Genomic DNA, 19,211 nt, shown 5'->3' with positions numbered 1-19,211 from the left:
TTAATGGCCGTTAAGCAGGGCGATACAATTCATCCAGTTTCTGTTTATCAGCTGCCGAAAGCGACAGGGATGCCGTTTTCATATTTTCTTCGAGGTGCGCTACATTGGAAGTCCCTGGAATAAGCAGGATGTTATTCGAGTGGTGGTATAACCAGCTCAATGCCACCTGGTGTTTCGTTGCCTTTAACCCGTCGGCCACCTGTTGCAAGGTATCAATACCGTGCACATCGCCGCCAGCCATAGGGAACCAGGGAATAAAGGCAATGCCCTGTTGTTCGCAATATTTCAGCACCGGTTCCCATTCCCGGCTATCGACACTGTATTTATTCTGTACAGAAGCCACCTTAAAGAACTGCTGCGCCAGTTTGATGTCTTCTACGCCGACTTCCGACAGGCCCAGGTGCCTGATCTTGCCGGCCTGCTGTGCTTTTTGTAAAAACGCAAAACTGATCTCAGCGGGCACTCCCGGGTCGATACGGTGTAGCTGATACAGGTCAAAGCGTTCCAGTTTCAACCGGCGTAAACTGCCTTCGAGCGCGTCCTGCAAATGCTGGGGACTGGCGTCATAATTAAAGTCGTACCAGGGACCAAAACGTACCAACCCGCCTTTTGTTCCAATTACCAGGTTTTTCCGGTAGGGATGCAGGGCTTCGGCGATCAGTTGTTCGGAGGTAAAAGGACCGTACTGATCGGCCGTGTCGATAAAGTTTACCCCTAGTTCTACCGCCCGGCGAAGGACATCGATGGAATTTTGCGGGTTTTCGGGCATTCCCCAAACCTGGGGGCCGGTAATACGCATGGCGCCAAAACCTATCCGGTTCACTTCCAGGTCGCCGCCCAATAAAAACGTGCTTTTAATCTGCTTGTTCTCCATAATCAATCATTTATGGAGTCAAAATTCGGCCTGAAAAACAGGGTGCACGTTCCCGGATCGCGGGACCTTGTTTCCGAATCGCGGTTCCTGCACAATTATTTTCTAAAAATGGGCTCTAACCCCCAAGAAATCTAATAGTTAACAAAAACTTTGAGCTAGAAACTTAAAACTAAGACCATATATTTGCCCATTCTTTAAACCAACACTTTATGAATTTTAACCGAGTGAACAACATAGTGGGTTGGGTCGTGTGCCTGATTGCTTGTAGCGTATACGTGCTCACTATGGAACCAACCGGCAGTTTCTGGGACTGCGGTGAATTTGTCAGCAGTGCCTATAAACTTCAGGTTCCACACCCCCCTGGAGCCCCGCTCTTTATCCTGCTGGGCCGTTTTTTCATTATCCTTTTTGGCGACAATCCTACCAATGCCGCACTCGGCGTGAATTTCATGAATGCCATCGCCAGTGGCTTCACCATATTATTCCTGTTTTGGACCATCACCCATTTTGCCCGTAAACTGATAAAACAAGATGGTGTTGATTTAACCAAAAACCAATTGATCACTATTATGGGTGCCGGTGCTGTGGGCGCCCTGGCCTATACGTTCTCCGATTCTTTCTGGTACAGCGCCGTTGAAGGTGAGGTGTACGCATTGTCGTCCCTGTTCACCGCCGCGGTTTTCTGGGCCATCCTGAAATGGGAACACGAAGTAGACACAGAAAACAAACTCGACGGTCATAAATTCTCCCGTGCCGACCGTTGGCTGATATTAATATTTTATCTGATGGGATTGTCAATTGGGGTGCACCTGTTGAACCTGTTGACCATCCCTGCCATCGTAATGGTTTATTACTTCAAACGCTATAAAGTAACTACCTGGGGAACCGTGGCCGCCTTCTTTATGGGTTGTGTGATCACCGGTTTGGTACAGGTAGCTATTATTCAATGGTCTATCAAAGGCGCCGGTCTTTTTGACCAGTTCTTTGTAAACAGCCTGGGTACCCCATTCTTTGTAGGATTCGGTACTTACTTTGTACTGCTTGCTGCATTACTGGTGCTTGGTCTGTTGTTTACCGATGCGCAGATCCAAAAATTCACTGTTTTCGCCATCTGGTTATCTGCTATCATCTTATTATTCTGTTTCCCCTTCATCCATGGCGGTGGAACCTTTGTTTTATTGTTAGTAGGATTAGGGGTGCTGATTGGTGTTTGTTATTATGTAAAACAAAACATCATTTCCTTTTTAAAGATCGGTCTTTGGTCTACCATCTTCCTCATACTGGGTTATTCAACTTACTTCACTACCCTGGTGCGCTCTTCAGCCAACCCGTCGGTAGATATGTACAATGTTGACAACCCCGTGAGCCTGGTGGGCTACCTGAGCCGTGAACAATATGGCGACTGGCCCATTCTGTACGGTCCTGACTTTGTTTACCGCTCGCCATTTGTTACAACCGGCGATCTGTATGTAAAAGGAACCGAAGACGGAAAAGACAAATACGTGGCTGCCGGTAAAACCCGCAAACAGGATTTCAGCGCTGCACCAAGCGAAGAAGATAAACAAGGTTTGGCCCAACAACACCCGGATTGGGATGTTGACAAGATCGGACCGCACATTTTCCCCCGCATGTGGGACAATGGCAATGAGCGTAACCAGGAGTATGTGTACCGTACTTTCGGTGGTTTAAGTGGCGACGGACAACCCTCATTTTTGAGTAACATCCGCTACTTCCTCGACTACCAGTTCCGCTGGATGTACTGGCGTTATTTCATGTGGAATTTTGCCGGTAAACAAAACGACCTCCAGGGCTTTGGCAACCGCCGCGATGGTAACTGGAACAGCGGTATCAACTTTATCGACAAAAGATTTGGCCACAGTACGCCAGATGAACTGCCCGATACAGCCGGTTCTACCAACAAAGCCAACAACAAATTATTCTTCCTGCCATTTATATTAGGTGTATTAGGGTTTATCTATCACCTGAACCGCAACAAACGCGACTGGCTCATCAACTTCCTGTTGTTCTTCTTTACAGGGTTGGCCATCGTGGTTTACCTGAACCAATCAGGCCAACAGCCACGTGAACGTGACTACGCGTATGTAGGTTCGTTCTATGCTTTTGCAGTTTGGATAGGTTTAGGTGTTATTTGGGTGAGAGAACAACTGGGTAAATACCTGAAAGGTGGTGTTACTGCAGAATATGCCGCAGTAGGTCTTTGCTTACTGGCCGTACCGGTGTTGATGGCTTCGCAGGAATGGGATGACCATGACCGTAGCAAGAAAACACTGGCCCGCGACATTGGTAAAGATTACCTGGAAAGCTGTACCAAGGATGGTATCCTGATCTCCTTTGGTGATAACGATACGTATCCGCTGTGGTATGCACAGGAAGTGGAAAAGATCCGTCCAGACCTGCGCGTGATCAACTACAGTCTGTTGGGAACCGACTGGTACATCAATGAGCTGCGTTATAAAGTAAATGAAAGCGCGCCTACCGACGTGATCTTTACACCGCAACAAATTGAAGGAGACAAACGCAACGTGGTATTCACGCCTTCTTACCTGAGCCGCGTGAACGCACAATTGCTGACTGGATACGATCAGAACAAATACTACGATCTGTACGAGATCCTGAAAAATGTTACCGCCAGCGACGATCCTAAAAATACTGTTCAGTTCAACGATGAAGACCTGGGCAACATTATACCAGTGAGCAAAGTGAGCGTGCCGGTTGATGTGGAGTGGGTGAAAAAGAACATGCCGCTGAATCCCGGCGACAGCGTGGTAAGCGAACTGAAACTCGACATCAAACGCAGCTACCTGCAAAAGAATGACCTGGCTGTACTGGCCATTATTGCGGGCAATAAATGGAAACGTCCTATTTACTTCACTTCTACACAGGAGCTGGAAGACCTGGGACTGGAAAAATATGTTCGTATGGAAGGGCTCTCCTACCGCCTGGTACCTGTTGAAGGCACCAACGTGGAACTGGATGTTTCCTACAAAAACCTCACTGAGAAATTTGCATATGGCAATGCTGTCAAACCAAACGTTTATTTCGATGAGGAAAACCGTCGTCACCTGAACAGCATTCGTCAGGCGCATGCGTTCCTGGGAATGGCATTGGTTGATGCTGGTAAAATGGACTCAGCCCGTAAGGAATTACGCAGATACGACAGCCAGGTGCTGGAAAGCAACCTGCCTTATGGTATGACCTCCAACCGTGGCAATTTCCACAACCGCGTTACCATGACGTACCTGTACGCAGCGTACCGCAGTGGTGACCTGGAACTGGCTAAAAAAGTAAGCAAGTCGGTTAAAACTGACCTGGAACAACAAATGAAATACTATCGTTCATTAGGCGATGAAGGTGGCAATAACGAAAGCCTGGCCATGAACGCCGCCGGTTATTTGAACAATAAAGGCGGATTGTTGTCAGAAAAACAGGAAGTGTTTGCACAAGACATCGTATCGAGCTACCAAATGATGATGCAAATGTCTGACTGGGAAAAACAATTCGGTGGTGCCGGTGCCGGAAGCGGCAAAGGCGGCGTTGAAAATGCTCCTACTGAATTAAAAGCGGCAGATTCACCAAAAGCCGTGGATACAGCAAAACCTTAAGAAGGTTAAAATAAACAGATTACGCGTGCCACGGTTTGAAACCGTGGCACGCCTGTTTTAAAGGGCTATGCAACAATTGCTGCCGTAGTTTGTTGTAGTGTTAACAAAAATTACATACGTCAATGAATGAATTATAATGCTTAAATTGGGTTAATCAAGCCCTGGCGATACCGAGGACAGCAGATCAATTCATTGTACCTTAAAACATTATTAGCAGTGATAGGACACCATTTCACCAAATTCGATCCCCGTGGGGAAGGCAAAACGAAGTTTGAGCAATTGCTGGATGTTTTTATGCAATTGCTTACCTATACCAATGGCGATGTTAGTGAAGCACTGGACTGGATGAACCAGCTTGATAAAGAGTATGAGCTTACGAACAACGAGTATGGCATGGGCGATTTTATTGATGAATTAAAAGAAAAAGGTTACATCCAGGAGAACCAGATCAACGGCGAGATCAAGATCACCTCCAAAACAGAACAGGGCATTCGCAAAAAATCGCTGGAAGAAATATTCGGCAAACTAAAGAAAACCAAAACCGGCGATCACCATACGTTTAAACCCGGCGGCGGTGATGAGATCAATCCCGAAACCCGGCCCTTTCAGTTTGGCGATACCCTGGAACAGATCGATTTTACCGCCAGCATTCGCAATGCGCAGATCAATCACGGCATCGAGAGCTTTAATATGCAGGAAGATGACCTCGCCATTCGCGAAACAGATTTCAAATCACAAACTTCCACTGTACTGATGATCGATATTTCGCATTCGATGATCCTGTATGGCGAAGACCGCATTACGCCGGCTAAAAAAGTAGCCATGGCACTGAGCGAACTGATCACTACTAAATATCCCAAAGACACACTCGATATAGTAGTGTTTGGCAACGATGCCTGGCCAGTTGAAATAAAAGACCTTCCCTATTTACAGGTAGGTCCATACCATACCAACACCGTAGCCGGTTTGGAAATGGCGATGGATATTTTGCGCCGTCGCAAAAATCCCAACAAACAGATCTTTATGATCACCGATGGGAAACCCACCTGTTTAAAAATCGGCAAACGCTATTACAAAAACAGCTTTGGGCTCGACCGCCGGATCACCAACCGTTGTTTGAACCTGGCCGCACAATGCAAAAAACTAAAAGTGCCAATTACCACATTCATGATCGCTACAGATCCGTATTTACAACGGTTTGTACAGGAATTCACCGAAACCAACAGTGGCAAAGCGTTCTTCGCTTCGCTCGACCGGTTAGGCGCCTTTATATTCCGCGATTTTGAAAATGGAAAAAGAAAGACGGTATATTAACATATCAGACAGATTACGAAACGAACTATTACTATGAGCATACCAACAATAAAAACCCTGGGTGAACTTAAAAAGAGTGGCTATCAACCAAAGTCGGTTAAGGATGAGATCAGAAAGAATCTTATAGGTAAATTACAAAAACACGAAAGCACGTTTAACGGCATTATTGGTTATGAAGAAACCGTTATTCCCGATGTAGAAAGAGCATTGTTGTCACGTCATAACATTCTGTTCCTTGGTTTACGCGGACAGGCAAAAACGCGTATGGCCCGGCAAATGATCGAATTACTCGATGAATACATCCCCGTAATCGAGGGCACTGAGATCAACGATGATCCGTTGAATCCCATCTCCATTCATGCCAAGGACCTGATTGCACAATATGGCGACGACACGCCTATTCACTGGGTTCACCGCAGCGAACGCTATGGTGAAAAACTGGCTACTCCCGATGTAAGCGTAGCCGATCTTATTGGCGACATCGACCCCATTAAAGCTGCTAATTTACGATTAAGCTTTGCCGATGAACGCGTGATCCACTATGGTATTATTCCCCGCAGCAACCGAGGCATCTTCGTCATCAACGAAATTCCCGATTTGCAAGCCCGTATACAGGTAGCCCTCTTCAATATTCTGGAAGAAGGTGATGTACAGATCCGTGGGTTCAAACTGCGGATGCCGTTAGACATCTTATTTGTATTCACTGCCAATCCGGAAGACTATACCAATCGCGGCTCTATAGTAACGCCGTTGAAAGACCGGATTGAAAGCCAGATCCTGACGCACTATCCTAAAACCATCGACACCGCGCTCACCATTACCGAACAGGAAGCCGATATTTTAAAAGAGCAGCAGGCCAAGGTACAAATGAGTGACCTTGTAAAAAGACTGATAGAACAGATCTCATTTGAAGCCCGCTCCAGCGAACTGGTTGACAAAAAAAGCGGGGTATCGGCCCGGTTAAGTATCTCCGCATTTGAAAATGCCGTGAGCTCTGCCGAACGCCGTGCGTTGATCAATAAAGAAAACCACACACAGGTATGGCTCAGCGATCTGATCGGTTTGATCCCTTCCATTACCGGTAAAATAGAACTGGTGTATGAAGGCGAACAGGAAGGTCCTTACCAGGTAGCCATGAACCTGCTCGATAAAGCCATTCGCTCGCAATTTATCCAGTACTTTCCCAATCCGGAAACGCTTAAGAAAAAGCGCAACCAACAGGCCGCCGAAGAAAATCCTTATCGTTCCATTTCAACCTGGTTCGACAAAGGCAATTCACTAAACCTGATGTTCCATACAAAGGACGAAGACAAAATACAGCAATTGTATAAGGTAGACGGCCTGCATGCACTGGTGAAAAAGTATTTCAAACAGGCCAATGAAAAAGACGCCGCGTTGTTGATGGAGTTTGTGTTACATGGACTGGCTGCCTTTTCCATGATCAGTAAAAAGATACTGGAAAGCCGTATTGAGTTCAAAGACCTGATGGGCTCTATGCTGGGCAATACCACTTCGTTTAGCGATGAAGAGTTAGAAGACAATGATGACTTTAATTAATATTTAATCTAATATTAAAAGTATAACGCCGTCCCGATTAAAATCGGGACGGCGTTTTCATTTGTCTTAGTTTTGGTTCCTTATTCCCCTTTCCCTTATGAAAAAGCATGTCGGCATTTTTGTAAAAACGAGCCTCTTTCTATCGGTCATCTATATCTGGCCTTCCTGCGAGAAAAAGGATAATGATCCAGCTCCATCAACCAATGATACCACAAAAACTCCCGTTGATACATCCAAGGGACCAGACGCCGACTCCGTTATCTACAAAGGCTGGGTAGTGTCAACCCTGGCAGGCAGCGGTGCGATGATCTTACCGGGATTACATTCAGCAAAACAACGTCCATATTTCCCATTGCCGCCGATTCTACAGGCAATTTATATGTGGCAGTTAACAGAGGTTCTGTCATAGAAAAAATAGATCCGCAAGGAAATGTAACCGTGCTGGCCGGATCAGGCACAACAGGTTTTAAAGATGGAAAAGGACCGGCAGCACAATTTCTAAATGTGGTGGAAGTGCAGGTTGACAATGCGGGCAACGTGTGGGTAGCCGATGCAGAGAACCATGCCGTTCGTAAAATAACGCCCGATGGCACCGTAACAACCATTGCCGGTAATGGTACGCCGGGTTACAAAAATGGCAATGCAGCCAATGCCCGGTTCAATTATCCGGCAGCGTTGGCTATCGATAAAGACGGCGTTGTTTACACGCTTGAAGGGTATAATAATGTGGTAAGGAAGATAAAATACTATAATTAAAAGATATTCTTGAATCATTCAACTCCTCCAAGTCATAAAACCGTTGCCTGTTTTTTGAATAATAGAATTTTCTTAAAATGGCAGATGGGTCAAAATAATGGAAAGGCAATACTTCAATTCTGGCAAAAGCGTTGGCACCAATTTTTGTTTTCAGGTATGCTTCCGAAACTTCATTATAACCATCAATAAACGCTGATTTCGTACCATAAATTATATCCCAATGATACACGAATTTGAATCCATAATTTTCATATCTGCATGCAAGACATGGCTTTTCCCAGTCGGGATTTCCGTATGACTGGATCAGGAAAACACCTTTTGCTACATCTCGCTTTGCCAGAATTTTTCCAACCAAGTAAAAAACTTTTGGAGAAGATTTATATTCCCAGATTGAAACTGAAGTGTCGTTAGCAATTTGGCGGGCGGAATCTTCTACGGATTGAGCGTTACTATGCAACCCAATGAATACTACAATCAAACAAGGGTACAGGAATTTCATTTGGGTTATTTATACATGTAGATGCAGTTTATATTTTAATCCATACAGGCAAAATAAAAAAGCATCCACCAGTAGGCAGATGCTTTTTTAATACATTCTCACTAAGCCTAATCGTTGAGCAACTCTTTAGGCAACCCGTATTTTTCGATTGTTTTTCTAGCAGATTCTACTTTTTTAACAATAACAGGATCATTGCTTAGATCCCTCATAGTAGTTGATATAGTCATTTCCCCATTAGCTTCACCTAGCTTTTCTTTGGAGTCTTTTTTCTTGTCAGACATATATGGCAATATTAGTTAGCAATAATTAACGTCCACATATATATAAACAAGTAAATCACCCCAAAGGACTAAACCAGCAAACGAAAATATTTGCGTACAACTATTCTGCTACACCACATTCACTTCCCTTTCCAGCTCCACACCAAATTTGCTATGCACGCTTTTCATGACGTCCTCGCTCAAGTCATAAATGTCCTGACCGGTGGCATTGCCATAGTTAACCAGCACGAGGGCCTGCTTTTCGTGTACTCCGGCATCGCCGCGGCGATAGCCCTTCCAACCACTTTGTTCAATTAACCAGCCGGCAGCCAGTTTAACAGTTCCATCGGCATTGGGATACCCAACCAGGTGAGGATATGCTTTTTTTAACTGCTCGTAGAAAGCAGCATCCACAGAAGGATTTTTAAAAAAACTGCCGGCATTGCCAATCTTCGCGGGGTCGGGCAGTTTGGATGTGCGGATGTTGATCACCGCTTGTGAAACAGCCTGTATGCTTAAGTCCTGTACCCCCATCCGTTCCAGTTCCTGCCCAATAGCACCATAGCTGGTATTGAATGTAGGCTTTTTGTTGAGGCGGTAAGTAACATTGAGGATAACAAACTGATTGCGGTATTTCCCCTTGAACACGCTTTCGCGGTAACCAAAGGCGCAATCGGCAGCCCTGAATACCTGCACCGTTTTATCATTTACATGAAACGCTTCCAGCTCCTCAAAAACTTCTTTGATCTCTACACCATAAGCGCCGATATTTTGCATGGGACTGGCCCCTACACAACCGGGTATCAGGGAGAGATTTTCTACACCTGCCCAGTTTTGCTGCAGGCAATATTGTACAAATTTATGCCAGACCTCCCCTGCTCCGGCCTTTACATAAACATGATCGGCATCCTCCTTTACGATATTCAACCCCGGAATATCATTTTTTAGCACCAATCCGTTCATATGATTTTTAAAAAGAATATTACTCCCGCCACCTAAAATAAGGGGCGCGATTCCCGTATTGGGATTATTTTCGATCAATTCACTCAGTTCATTAACCGAAGAAAAGGCGGCAAAGTACCTGGCTACTGTGTCAATACCCAGTGTGTTGTATTGCCGAAGCGGAATATTTTGTTGAATTTGCGTCATCAGCAGGGCAAAATAACAAATTATGCATCGAAAAACCGCCGTTGTACTGGGAGCTACCGGTTTAATTGGTCAGCACCTGGTACAGGAACTGTTACAAAACGATTTCTTTAGCAAAGTCAGGTTATTGGTACGCAGACCCCTAACGCTTAATCATCCTAAAGTAGACATACAGGTAGTTAATTTTAATGATGAAAAAGATATAGCAGCCAGGATAGATATCGGAGACGTGATCTTTTGCTGCATTGGCACTACCCGGAAAAAAGTAAAAGGCAATAAAACAGAATACCGAAAAGTAGCCTACGATATTCCCATCATCACTGCCCGCCTGGGCGTTCAACACGGTTTCAGTCAGTTTTTAATGGTGTCTGCTATTGGCGCCAATCCGGTGGCAGCTAACTTTTATCTGCAATTAAAAGGATGCATTGAAGAAGATATAACTGCACTTCCCTTCGAAAGCGTTCATATTTTTCGCCCATCCCTGCTACTGGGCAGAAAAGAAGAATTCCGCCTGGGCGAACGCCTTGGTACCTTCCTGAGACCAGTCCTTTCTTTCCTGCTGATTGGCGCCTGGCGTAAATACAGGCCTATGCAGGCTGCAGCCATTGCCCAATCGATGGTGGCCGCCGCCAACAAAGAAATAGCCGGCATACACCTGTATGAATACGATGAAATGAATACCCTGATCAAATAAGACCGGAATTTCTGCAATATATTAGTTAAAAAACATATTAACATTCGAAGTATTACGATTGCCGGGGTTAAAAATGGCGCTTACTTTTGAACGGAATATAATATTTAAGGCAGTTAGGTAGATACACTTACACATGCTTTAAATATTGACCATGAATCATATACCCTTCGTAAAACACTAGAATTATGAAAAAAACGTTCATCCGTTTTTCGGCGACCGTTATGGCATCCACATTCCTGTTTGCGTGTCAAAAAGAAATGTCGAACAAAGCGAAAGCCGATTTAAGTGGCACTGAGATTTCCGCTAAAAAAACTGTTACCATTGCTTCTTCATGCGGACAATTAAGCACCTATACCCAGGGTGGCTGGGGCGCTTCACCCGCTGGTAACAATCCCGGTACTTATTTACATGCCAATTTCCAGTCAGCATTTGGGGAGTATTTAACGGTAGGTTGTCCCGACAAATTTTTTGTAAAGTTGACTTCGGCCCAGGCCATTACGAACCTGTTGCCTGCCGGTGGAAAAGGCGCTGCGTTAACAGCCAGCTACACCGATCCGGCTTCGCTTAAAAATGTACTGGTAGGACAACTCGTAGCCCTGAAATTATCAGTTGGCTTCGATTATGCTGATGACAATTTTGGCCAGTCGCCCGTAGCATTGGGCGATATGATCATTGCCAGCGGACCATTCAAAGGCAATACGGTGTCAGATTTCCTTGCCTTGGCAGAGGAAGTGCTGGGCGGCTGCAGCAAAGATTTCAGCGCAGACCAGATCGTTGAAACAGCAACTTCCATCAATGAGAATTTCGACAACGGCACTACCGACAAAGGCTTCCTGACCTGCCCCAATGATGATGGCGGCGGCGACAATGGCGGCGGCGGTGGTAACCCTGCTTAAGAGTTAGAGTTTAGTACAAGCATAAAAAAAGCCCCGACGTTACTGTTGGGGCTTTATATTTTCAAATCCTTTATTGCTTTACATAGTGTCTACATCAGGGATCACCACTACATTCCTGAATCTTTTGTCATTATGCAGTATGGCGATCTGCTCAAGGATCGTTCGTTTGCAGCGCTGTATAAGCTCACCATCCTTGGGCAGTTTTACCAGCAATTCCATCAGGTACTGGTTGCGTACCCGGTTTACCACCGGTTCTGCCGGGCCAACCAGGTATTTTCCATAATCGCCCTGTAACGAAAATGCCATCATTTGGGCGGCCGCCTCTACCACTTCTTTCGATTTATGCTTTAACGTAAGCATGATGAGCCGGGCAAAGGGCGGATAAAAGAACACCTTTCGTCCTTCAATCTCCTGGTTATAAAACAAACCATAATCGTGCTGCTGCACATAATATAACACGGGGTGTTGCGTGTTGGATACCTGTATATACACCTTACCTTGCTTATCTTTCCTGCCTGCACGGCCACTCACCTGCTCCATTAGCTGAAATGCCCGTTCGTTCACCCTGAAATCCGCAAAGCTCAGCAGGCTGTCTGCATCAAGGATCCCCACCAGGTTCACGTTCTCGAAATCCAGACCTTTTACAACCATTTGCGTACCCACCAGAATATCGAGCCTGCCCTGTTCAAATTGCTGGATCAGGCTATCATGCGCGGTTTTCCCCCGCACACTGTCAATATCCATACGGGCAACGCGCCCTTTGGGGAACATTTCTTCCAGTTGCTCTTCGATACGCTCCGTACCAAAATTGCGCTGCGCGAATTTATCGCTGCCACAGGCTTCGCAGGCATGTACCGGCGGATATACAGTACCGCAATAATGGCAATGCAGTTTATGCGTATTCTTATGAAAGGTCAGTGTAACGTCGCAATACCGGCAATGCGGGATCCAGCCACAGGTTTGACAAACCTGGTAAGGCGAATACCCCCGCCGGTTCTGAAAAAGGATCACCTGTTTTCCCTCCTCCAGCGACTGATCGATGGCTGCTTTTAAGGGCGGCGTAATAATGATCTTGTTCTTATCGGCCCCAAACATTCTTTTGGTATCGATGATATCGATGGCAGGCAATTGCACCCCGCCAAAACGTTCGCCAAGAACGGCCAGTCCGTATTTTTGAGACTGGGCATTGAAATAACTTTCTACCGAAGGCGTGGCGCTGCCCAGCAATACATTTGCCCGGAATAAGGAGGCGTAATAAATAGCGCCATCACGGGCATGGTAACGCGGTGCGGGGTCCTGCTGTTTATACGACGTATCATGTTCTTCATCCACCACTATCAAACCCAGATCGGTAAACGGCAGAAAGAGAGAGGAGCGGGCGCCCAGGACTACTTTCAACTCGCCGGACTTTACTTTATTCCAGATCTCCACCCGTTCATTCTGGTTGAATTTGCTATGATAAATACCAATATAGCCGCCAAAATGCTTTTGCAGGCGGCGGATCACCTGCGAAGTAAGGGCGATCTCAGGCAACAGGTACAACACCTGTTTTCCCTGGCGAATATATCGCTCTATGATCTTGATGTACACCTGGGTTTTACCGCTGGCGGTAACGCCATGCAGTAAACACACGGGTTTGCTTACCAGCTGTTCTGTAATGGCATCAAAAGCCCGTTCCTGTGCAGGGGTTAAATCAAAATCTATTTGAATATTGCGCGGCAGGTATTGCAGGCGGTCTACCTGCCGTTTCTCCAGCCACAAAATGTTTTTGTCTACCAGTCCTTTTAACTGTGCATCCGAAGCACCGCTTTTCTTCAGCAATTCGGGTTTGGTTACTTCGCCTTCTGTTTTTACCAGATGCAGGTAGCTGAGCAACAGTTCCAGTTGCTTTTCGGCGCGCTGTAATTTTTTATCATCGTTCAGCAGGGCCGACAGCTCCTCTTCATTGTCGTATTTCTGATTCAGCAATACAAAGACTTCCTTTTTGGGCGACCAGGTTTCTTTCAGGGCTTCCCAAACCGTACACACTTTTTTTTCAATGAGCCGTTTTATAACAGGATATACCCTATGCGAATCGAGCAGTTGTTGTACCTCGCCGATCTTCAGTTCTTTTTTCAGCAACAGGGCTTCCCCTACCAGGTATTCATCATGATCGAGGGTAGAAAAATTATCGCCAAACTCCTCATTGAAAACCAGCACGGTTTCGCTGCTTAATTTAAAATGGGCTGGCAGGGCTGCCGCCATCACTTCCCCTTCGCTGCACATATAGTAGCGGGCCATCCATTCCCATAACTTCAATTGTTCCTGGAAAATAACCGGTTCGGCATCGAGGATGTTGAGGAGATCTTTTGCATCAAACGCCTCGGGTTTTTCGGTATGCAACCGCTTAACCACGCCGGCATATTTCTTGTTCTTACCCAATACCACTTCTACCCGTACGCCGGGTTTTATTTGGTCGCGCAACGACTCAGGCACCGACCAGGTATAGTTTTTGGGTAAGGCCAGGGGGATGATGACTTCTGCAAACAAAACGGAGGTACTCATTCGTGGCTCAAGATACGAAGTTCTGACAGAAGGCAGAGGGCAGAAGGCAGAAGGCAGAAAAGCCGCGACGCGGAATTGAAAACCCGGAACTTAGAACTAAAAGCATTAAACTTTCAACTTTTAACTTTCAACTTTTAACTTTTAACTTTCAACTTTAAACTAAGAAACCCAACCCGCTTTGTATTCCCTGAGCTTTTGCTCCATTGCGGCAGCAACCTGTTGTTTTAAAGATTCTACATCCTTTCCTGTAAGTCCGGTAACGGGTATTTCCTTCAGGAATATGGTACGTGAGCGGCCGGGGGTTAAACTGAAGATCGAACGATAGTGCATGCGACGCCAGGTGTCTAAGAACAACAATGGCTTTATGGGGGTTTGCGTTTCGATGGCTATGCGGAAAGCGCCATCGTACAACTCCTTTAGCGGCTTACCGGTTTCATTAAACGTGCCTTCGGGAAAGATAAAGATCGAAATGCCTTTTTTGATCACCGACTTTAAAATACGCACGCTGTTGGCCCGGTGGGCAGCACTGCTGCGATCGACCGTTACCACGGTATTGCGGTAAATAAATCCAAACAGGGGCACTTTCGACATTTCCACCTTGCCCAGTACCCGCACCCGTTGTTGCAGGGCCCGAACGATCACCGGCGCATCGAGGTAAGAAATGTGGTTGGCTACAAAAATGTATTGTTTGTTTTTATCGTGGGGGTGCTCATAAAAATTCCGGTGCCTGATACCGATCAAAAAGAACCATGCCCTTGCCCAGTAACTGCATAGCCGGTAAATAAAATTCCCCCCTCTCAGTTTTCCAAAAAACGAGGCCACTACTACCAGTGGTATAACCAGCAGCATACATGCGACAAACATAACCAGTGCATACAGGCAATAGATAAAACGCAGGATTCTCATGTGTGTTGAAGGTTGAAACGCGGGAAGATTTTAAAAAGTATTGAGCCAGATCAATTTATGACTGGTTGTTTCATTTACAATCGCAACTCCATTCATGATCGAGGTCGATGACGGTAATGACCACCATACCCCGTTTGGCGGGTGCAAAAATGATGCGCACCTGCTGCCCGTCGTGCGTAGTGCCTTCGAGCGCATATTTGGGGTCGGGCCGGCCGGCGGGCTCGCTTTTCCGGTAATTGATACGTCCTTTTTCGAGAATCTCCTCTACTTCAGCCTCATCGATATTACGGCAGCCCATGCGACAACGGGCGTGTTTCGTGTAAATCAGATGACCAGGATGTCGGTTAATAACATCCTCATTGTCAATACCAGTACGGGGATTATCTTCTCCTTTGCTGTAATTATGAGGAGCTGGAGCTTTGCCCTTTTTACTGGTGTTCACGGTTTCATTGCCCGAGTCGTTTCCGGTACCGGGCGTGTTTTGGCAGGAAGCGACAAAAAGAAAGGTAAGTAAGAAAAAACCGGTTAGTATTCTTTTCATAAGGAAAGCAAGTTACGGGTGGAAATGGTCACCAGTTACCAGTTGCCAGTTACCAGGCCAGAAATTCTTAATTAATAAGTAATTGTAGCAGGCTATCAGCGGGAAAACCGGGAACCGGTAACCGGCAACCGGGAACTTAATGTATCTTTGCGCCCGCTATGGGCTCAAAAAAAACAGTGGCATTTCATACTTTAGGGTGTAAGCTGAACTTTTCAGAAACCTCTACCCTTTCGCGTATGCTTGAAAATGAAGGGTTTGAAAAGACAGCTTTTGAAAATATTGCAGATGTGTATGTGATAAACACCTGTTCGGTGACCGACAATGCCGATAAGGAATGCCGGCAACTGGTACGGCGTATTCAACGCAAATCGCCGGAAAGCCTGGTGGTGATCACCGGTTGTTATGCCCAGCTGAAACCACAGGAAATTGCTTCCATCCCCGGGGTGGATATGGTGTTAGGCGCTGCTGAAAAATTCAACATTGCGCACCATTTAAAAGAACTCACCAAGGGTGATGCCGCCAAAATATGCAGTTGCGATATCGAGGACGTAAATGGATTTCATTCTTCCTTTTCCATCCACGACCGCACCCGCACCTTTTTAAAAGTGCAGGACGGCTGCGACTATAATTGTTCTTTCTGTACCATTCCCATGGCGCGGGGTAAAAGCCGCAGCGACTTAATTGAAGGCGTGGTAGCCAATGTAAAAAAACTGGCCGCCAATGGCGTAAAAGAGATCGTTCTTACCGGGGTGAACCTGGGTGATTTTGGGAAGGGAACGCAGGATGATGGGACCAGTCCGCGTAACCGCGAAGAGAACTTTTACGAACTGGCCCTGGCGCTCGATAAACTGGAAGGCATAGAACGGTACCGCATATCTTCCATTGAACCTAATTTGCTGACAAACCCCATCATTGAACTGGTAGCCAACAGCAATACCTTTATGCCGCACTTTCACATTCCCCTGCAAAGCGGCAGTAACCGGGTGCTGGGTTTAATGAGAAGACGCTACCGCCGGGAACTGTATGCCGAACGCGTTAAACTGATAAAAACCCTGATGCCGCATGCGGCCATCGGTGTTGACGTAATTGTCGGTTTCCCGGGCGAAACAGCCGAAGATTTTCAGGAGACATTCAACTTTCTGCACGAACTGGATGTAACCTATCTGCACGTATTCACTTACTCAGAAAGGGATAACACCCACGCCCTTACGCTGGGCCCCGTTGTTCCCATACCAGAACGGCACGAGCGCAATAAAAAGCTGCGCAATTTGTCGTACATGAAAACCCAATACTTTAACCAGCAGCATGCCGGACAAACACGTAAAGTGTTGTTTGAAGAAAACGAAAAAAGCGGCATGATGGAAGGGTACACCGACAACTACATTAAGGTGGTAGCTCCATACAAACAGGAATGGGTAAATCAAATAGTTGACTGGAACCTGTAAAAAGCGGGTATACCACGTAATTACAACACAAACAGATTATCTATTTTCCACATAGGTAAGTAGTTTCCTTTATTATTTGGAACCTATAATGCAAAATTATTTGCACAAAAGGAGTAGATTACACCCGGTTACAGGTAGCACGGTGAATGATTTTATTATTGCCGGCCATAATGCGGTTATAGTAAAGGTTCACTAACACAATTACATGGTTAAAAGCTCTGGGGTAGTACAAACATCCACTACTCAATACAATGCTATGCTCGCAGCGTCCCATCCCTTAAACATATTGGTGGTAGAAGACAATGAGACTGATTTTGTTCTTTTTTGTGAGTACCTGAAGTTAAGCAAACTTCCCACTAACAATATATTCCGGGCCGAACGACTCGGAGAAGCCATTCAATTGATACGTGAACACCAGCCCGATCTCATTTTTCTTGACTTGAGTTTGCCCGATAGTGATGGCATCAATTCCTTTGAACGGTTGAATGCGGAAGCCCGGCATATACCCATTATCGTTTTATCGGGTTTATTAGACAAACAGGTTGCCTTACACACCATTTCGCTGGGCGCTCAGGATTACCTGATGAAAGATGAACTGGACGAAAAAGTACTTACCAAATCCATTCAATACAGCATTGAACGTAAAAAGATCCTGCAAAAAGTAGTGGAGAATTTTGAACGGTACAACACCCTCATCAAAGCTACCAGCGATACCATTTGGGACTGGGACCTTCGTACCAACGATGTGCTTTGGAATGAAGGCATTTCTTCCATCTTTGGTTTTGTTGCAACCGACGTTCAAAATAATATTGAATGGCATCAACAGAATATTCATCCTGATGACCGCGAACGCGTTCTGCAAACCATCGATGATTGTATGCGGGAAGGCCGCGACCACTGGCAGGAAGAATACCGGTATAAATCGGCCAACGGCGTTTACAAATCTGTGTACGACCGGGGGTATATCTTAAAGACCGAACACAACAAACCTTATCGCATCCTGGGCGCCATGATGGATATAACCGAGCGTAAGAAAATGCAGGAAGAACTGGTGCGTAACCAGATAGAAACCCAGAAGCTGATCACGCAGGTGACCATTCAAACCCAGGAACAGGAACGCCGGGAAATTGGCCGTGAACTGCACGACAACATCAACCAGATACTGGCTACTGCCAAACTCTGTGTTGACATGGCGTTGAATGAAGAAGACCACCGGAAGGAATTACTGAGCAAGAGCTACGAAAATATTTCCAAGGCCATTAACGAGATCCGCATCCTGTCAAAAACACTGGTACCGCCCTCCCTGGGCGATATTGGCCTGAAAGAAGCTTTACTGGAACTGATAGAGAACATAACGATCTCCAATGAACTAAAAATAAAAATAAAAGCTACCGATCACCATATTGAAGATATGTCGAACAACAAAAAGCTCATTATGTACCGGATAGTACAGGAGCAGTTGAACAACATCTTAAAACATTCAGGCGCCACGGAGGCATTGATAGAATTAAAGACCATGCGCAACTGGCTTCACTTGAATATCAAAGACAATGGTGTTGGGTTCGATACCCGTAAAAAAAACCGGGGTATTGGGTTGAACAATATCATCAGCCGCGTTGAAATGCAGAATGGCAAAATGGAGATCATCAGTTCACCGGGAAAAGGTTGCGTTTTAAAGATTGAAATACCAGGTTAATATTTATCAGGAAAGTACTTCTGTAAAATATCCTGCAACAAGTCAGGCGTTAATGGTTTATTGCGAAACTCCGTTACCGATTGAATATTGCGGGCTTTCAACTCATCCTCAGGATTAAAGGAGGTAGTTAACATCACCACAATGATACTGCTTTTATGTGCCGCAGGCAGGGTTTCATATTTCTGCAAAAACTCCCAGCCGTCCATAGCCGGCATATTGATATCGAGAAAAATAATTTCGGGTGCCGGGCAATCCTGGTTTAACGGAGCCGGTTGACCAGCACAGGTTAAATAATCCAATGCTTCACGGGCACCCGGAATGATCCTGATGTGCTCGGTACATTCCAATTCCTCCACCGCCAGCTTGTTTAAAAAGTTAGTGGGTTCATCATCATCAACCAGTAAAATACAATTCAGTTTCATCTTCATAACAAAGATGGTTTCAAAATAGGTTAATTATT

16 protein-coding genes are annotated in these 19,211 nt (G+C 45.7%); 9 read left to right on the top strand and 7 right to left on the bottom strand.

What is annotated here, in order from left to right; translation table 11 throughout:
- Nucleotides 1-10: 10 nt before the first annotated feature.
- On the bottom strand, nucleotides 11-874 hold the full coding sequence (locus BMX95_RS33990) for an aldo/keto reductase (protein ID WP_081202446.1): 864 nt from the start codon (nucleotides 872-874) through the stop codon (nucleotides 11-13).
- 209 nt (nucleotides 875-1,083) lie between these two features.
- Between BMX95_RS33990 and BMX95_RS33985 the strand changes: the two genes are divergently transcribed.
- From BMX95_RS33985 to BMX95_RS33970, 5 genes are all read left to right on the top strand, one after another.
- Nucleotides 1,084-4,497 (top strand): glycosyltransferase family 117 protein, encoded by a 3,414-nt coding sequence (locus tag BMX95_RS33985; protein ID WP_081202447.1) that lies wholly within the window; start codon nucleotides 1,084-1,086, stop codon nucleotides 4,495-4,497.
- 216 nt (nucleotides 4,498-4,713) lie between these two features.
- Nucleotides 4,714-5,811, top strand: a complete 1,098-nt coding sequence (locus BMX95_RS33980) for a vWA domain-containing protein (protein ID WP_081202448.1) — start codon at nucleotides 4,714-4,716, stop codon at nucleotides 5,809-5,811.
- A gap of 33 nt (nucleotides 5,812-5,844) precedes the next feature.
- Nucleotides 5,845-7,368 (top strand): sigma 54-interacting transcriptional regulator, encoded by a 1,524-nt coding sequence (locus BMX95_RS33975; RefSeq protein WP_081202449.1) that lies wholly within the window; start codon nucleotides 5,845-5,847, stop codon nucleotides 7,366-7,368.
- A gap of 97 nt (nucleotides 7,369-7,465) precedes the next feature.
- Nucleotides 7,466-7,777, top strand: a complete 312-nt coding sequence (locus BMX95_RS34765) for a hypothetical protein (RefSeq protein ID WP_133053979.1) — start codon at nucleotides 7,466-7,468, stop codon at nucleotides 7,775-7,777.
- Nucleotides 7,750-8,124, top strand: coding sequence for an NHL repeat-containing protein (locus BMX95_RS33970; RefSeq protein ID WP_081202450.1), 375 nt, complete (start codon nucleotides 7,750-7,752; stop codon nucleotides 8,122-8,124). Before BMX95_RS34765 ends, BMX95_RS33970 begins: the two co-directional genes overlap by 28 nt.
- A gap of 606 nt (nucleotides 8,125-8,730) precedes the next feature.
- Here BMX95_RS33970 and BMX95_RS35220 read toward each other — a convergent pair.
- Together BMX95_RS35220 and murB are read right to left on the bottom strand one after the other, a co-directional pair.
- Nucleotides 8,731-8,904, bottom strand: a complete 174-nt coding sequence (locus BMX95_RS35220; RefSeq protein ID WP_165759009.1) for a hypothetical protein — start codon at nucleotides 8,902-8,904, stop codon at nucleotides 8,731-8,733.
- A gap of 108 nt (nucleotides 8,905-9,012) precedes the next feature.
- Complete coding sequence (gene murB, locus BMX95_RS33965) at nucleotides 9,013-10,032, bottom strand: UDP-N-acetylmuramate dehydrogenase (protein ID WP_081202451.1); 1,020 nt, start codon at nucleotides 10,030-10,032, stop codon at nucleotides 9,013-9,015.
- 22 nt (nucleotides 10,033-10,054) lie between these two features.
- Here murB and BMX95_RS33960 point away from each other — a divergent pair, with 22 nt between their 5' ends.
- Both BMX95_RS33960 and BMX95_RS33955 read left to right on the top strand, forming a co-directional pair.
- A complete protein-coding gene (locus BMX95_RS33960; protein WP_081202452.1) occupies nucleotides 10,055-10,723 on the top strand; it encodes an NAD(P)H-binding protein in 669 nt (222 codons plus the stop codon).
- Between the two features lie 185 nt (nucleotides 10,724-10,908).
- Complete coding sequence (locus tag BMX95_RS33955; RefSeq protein ID WP_081202453.1) at nucleotides 10,909-11,619, top strand: hypothetical protein; 711 nt, start codon at nucleotides 10,909-10,911, stop codon at nucleotides 11,617-11,619.
- A gap of 78 nt (nucleotides 11,620-11,697) precedes the next feature.
- Here the strand turns inward: BMX95_RS33955 and priA are convergent, their stop codons facing one another.
- From priA to BMX95_RS33940, 3 genes are all read right to left on the bottom strand, one after another.
- On the bottom strand, nucleotides 11,698-14,163 hold the full coding sequence (gene priA, locus BMX95_RS33950) for a replication restart helicase PriA (protein ID WP_081202454.1): 2,466 nt from the start codon (nucleotides 14,161-14,163) through the stop codon (nucleotides 11,698-11,700).
- A 159-nt stretch (nucleotides 14,164-14,322) separates the two neighbouring features.
- A complete protein-coding gene (locus BMX95_RS33945) occupies nucleotides 14,323-15,069 on the bottom strand; it encodes a lysophospholipid acyltransferase family protein (RefSeq protein ID WP_081202455.1) in 747 nt (248 codons plus the stop codon).
- A gap of 70 nt (nucleotides 15,070-15,139) precedes the next feature.
- Complete coding sequence (locus BMX95_RS33940; protein WP_081202456.1) at nucleotides 15,140-15,610, bottom strand: DUF4258 domain-containing protein; 471 nt, start codon at nucleotides 15,608-15,610, stop codon at nucleotides 15,140-15,142.
- A 158-nt stretch (nucleotides 15,611-15,768) separates the two neighbouring features.
- Between BMX95_RS33940 and mtaB the strand changes: the two genes are divergently transcribed.
- The gene (mtaB, locus tag BMX95_RS33935; RefSeq protein ID WP_081202457.1) at nucleotides 15,769-17,055 is read left to right on the top strand and encodes a tRNA (N(6)-L-threonylcarbamoyladenosine(37)-C(2))-methylthiotransferase MtaB; all 1,287 of its coding nucleotides are present in this window, start codon (nucleotides 15,769-15,771) and stop codon (nucleotides 17,053-17,055) included.
- A 205-nt stretch (nucleotides 17,056-17,260) separates the two neighbouring features.
- Nucleotides 17,261-18,751 carry a PAS domain-containing protein gene (locus BMX95_RS33930; RefSeq protein WP_081202458.1) on the top strand — a complete coding sequence of 497 codons (1,491 nt, stop codon included), beginning with the start codon at nucleotides 17,261-17,263 and terminating at the stop codon, nucleotides 18,749-18,751.
- Here the strand turns inward: BMX95_RS33930 and BMX95_RS33925 are convergent.
- Nucleotides 18,748-19,179, bottom strand: a complete 432-nt coding sequence (locus BMX95_RS33925) for a response regulator (protein WP_081202459.1) — start codon at nucleotides 19,177-19,179, stop codon at nucleotides 18,748-18,750. The two genes, BMX95_RS33930 and BMX95_RS33925, sit on opposite strands and share 4 nt — an antisense overlap.
- Nucleotides 19,180-19,211 lie beyond the last annotated feature (32 nt).

The organism is Niastella yeongjuensis (assembly GCF_900110245.1).
Classification (GTDB): Bacteria; Bacteroidota; Bacteroidia; order Chitinophagales; family Chitinophagaceae; genus Niastella; species Niastella yeongjuensis.
Note: the sequence above shows the minus strand (reverse complement) of the source record. Positions and strands in the feature narration are given on the sequence as shown.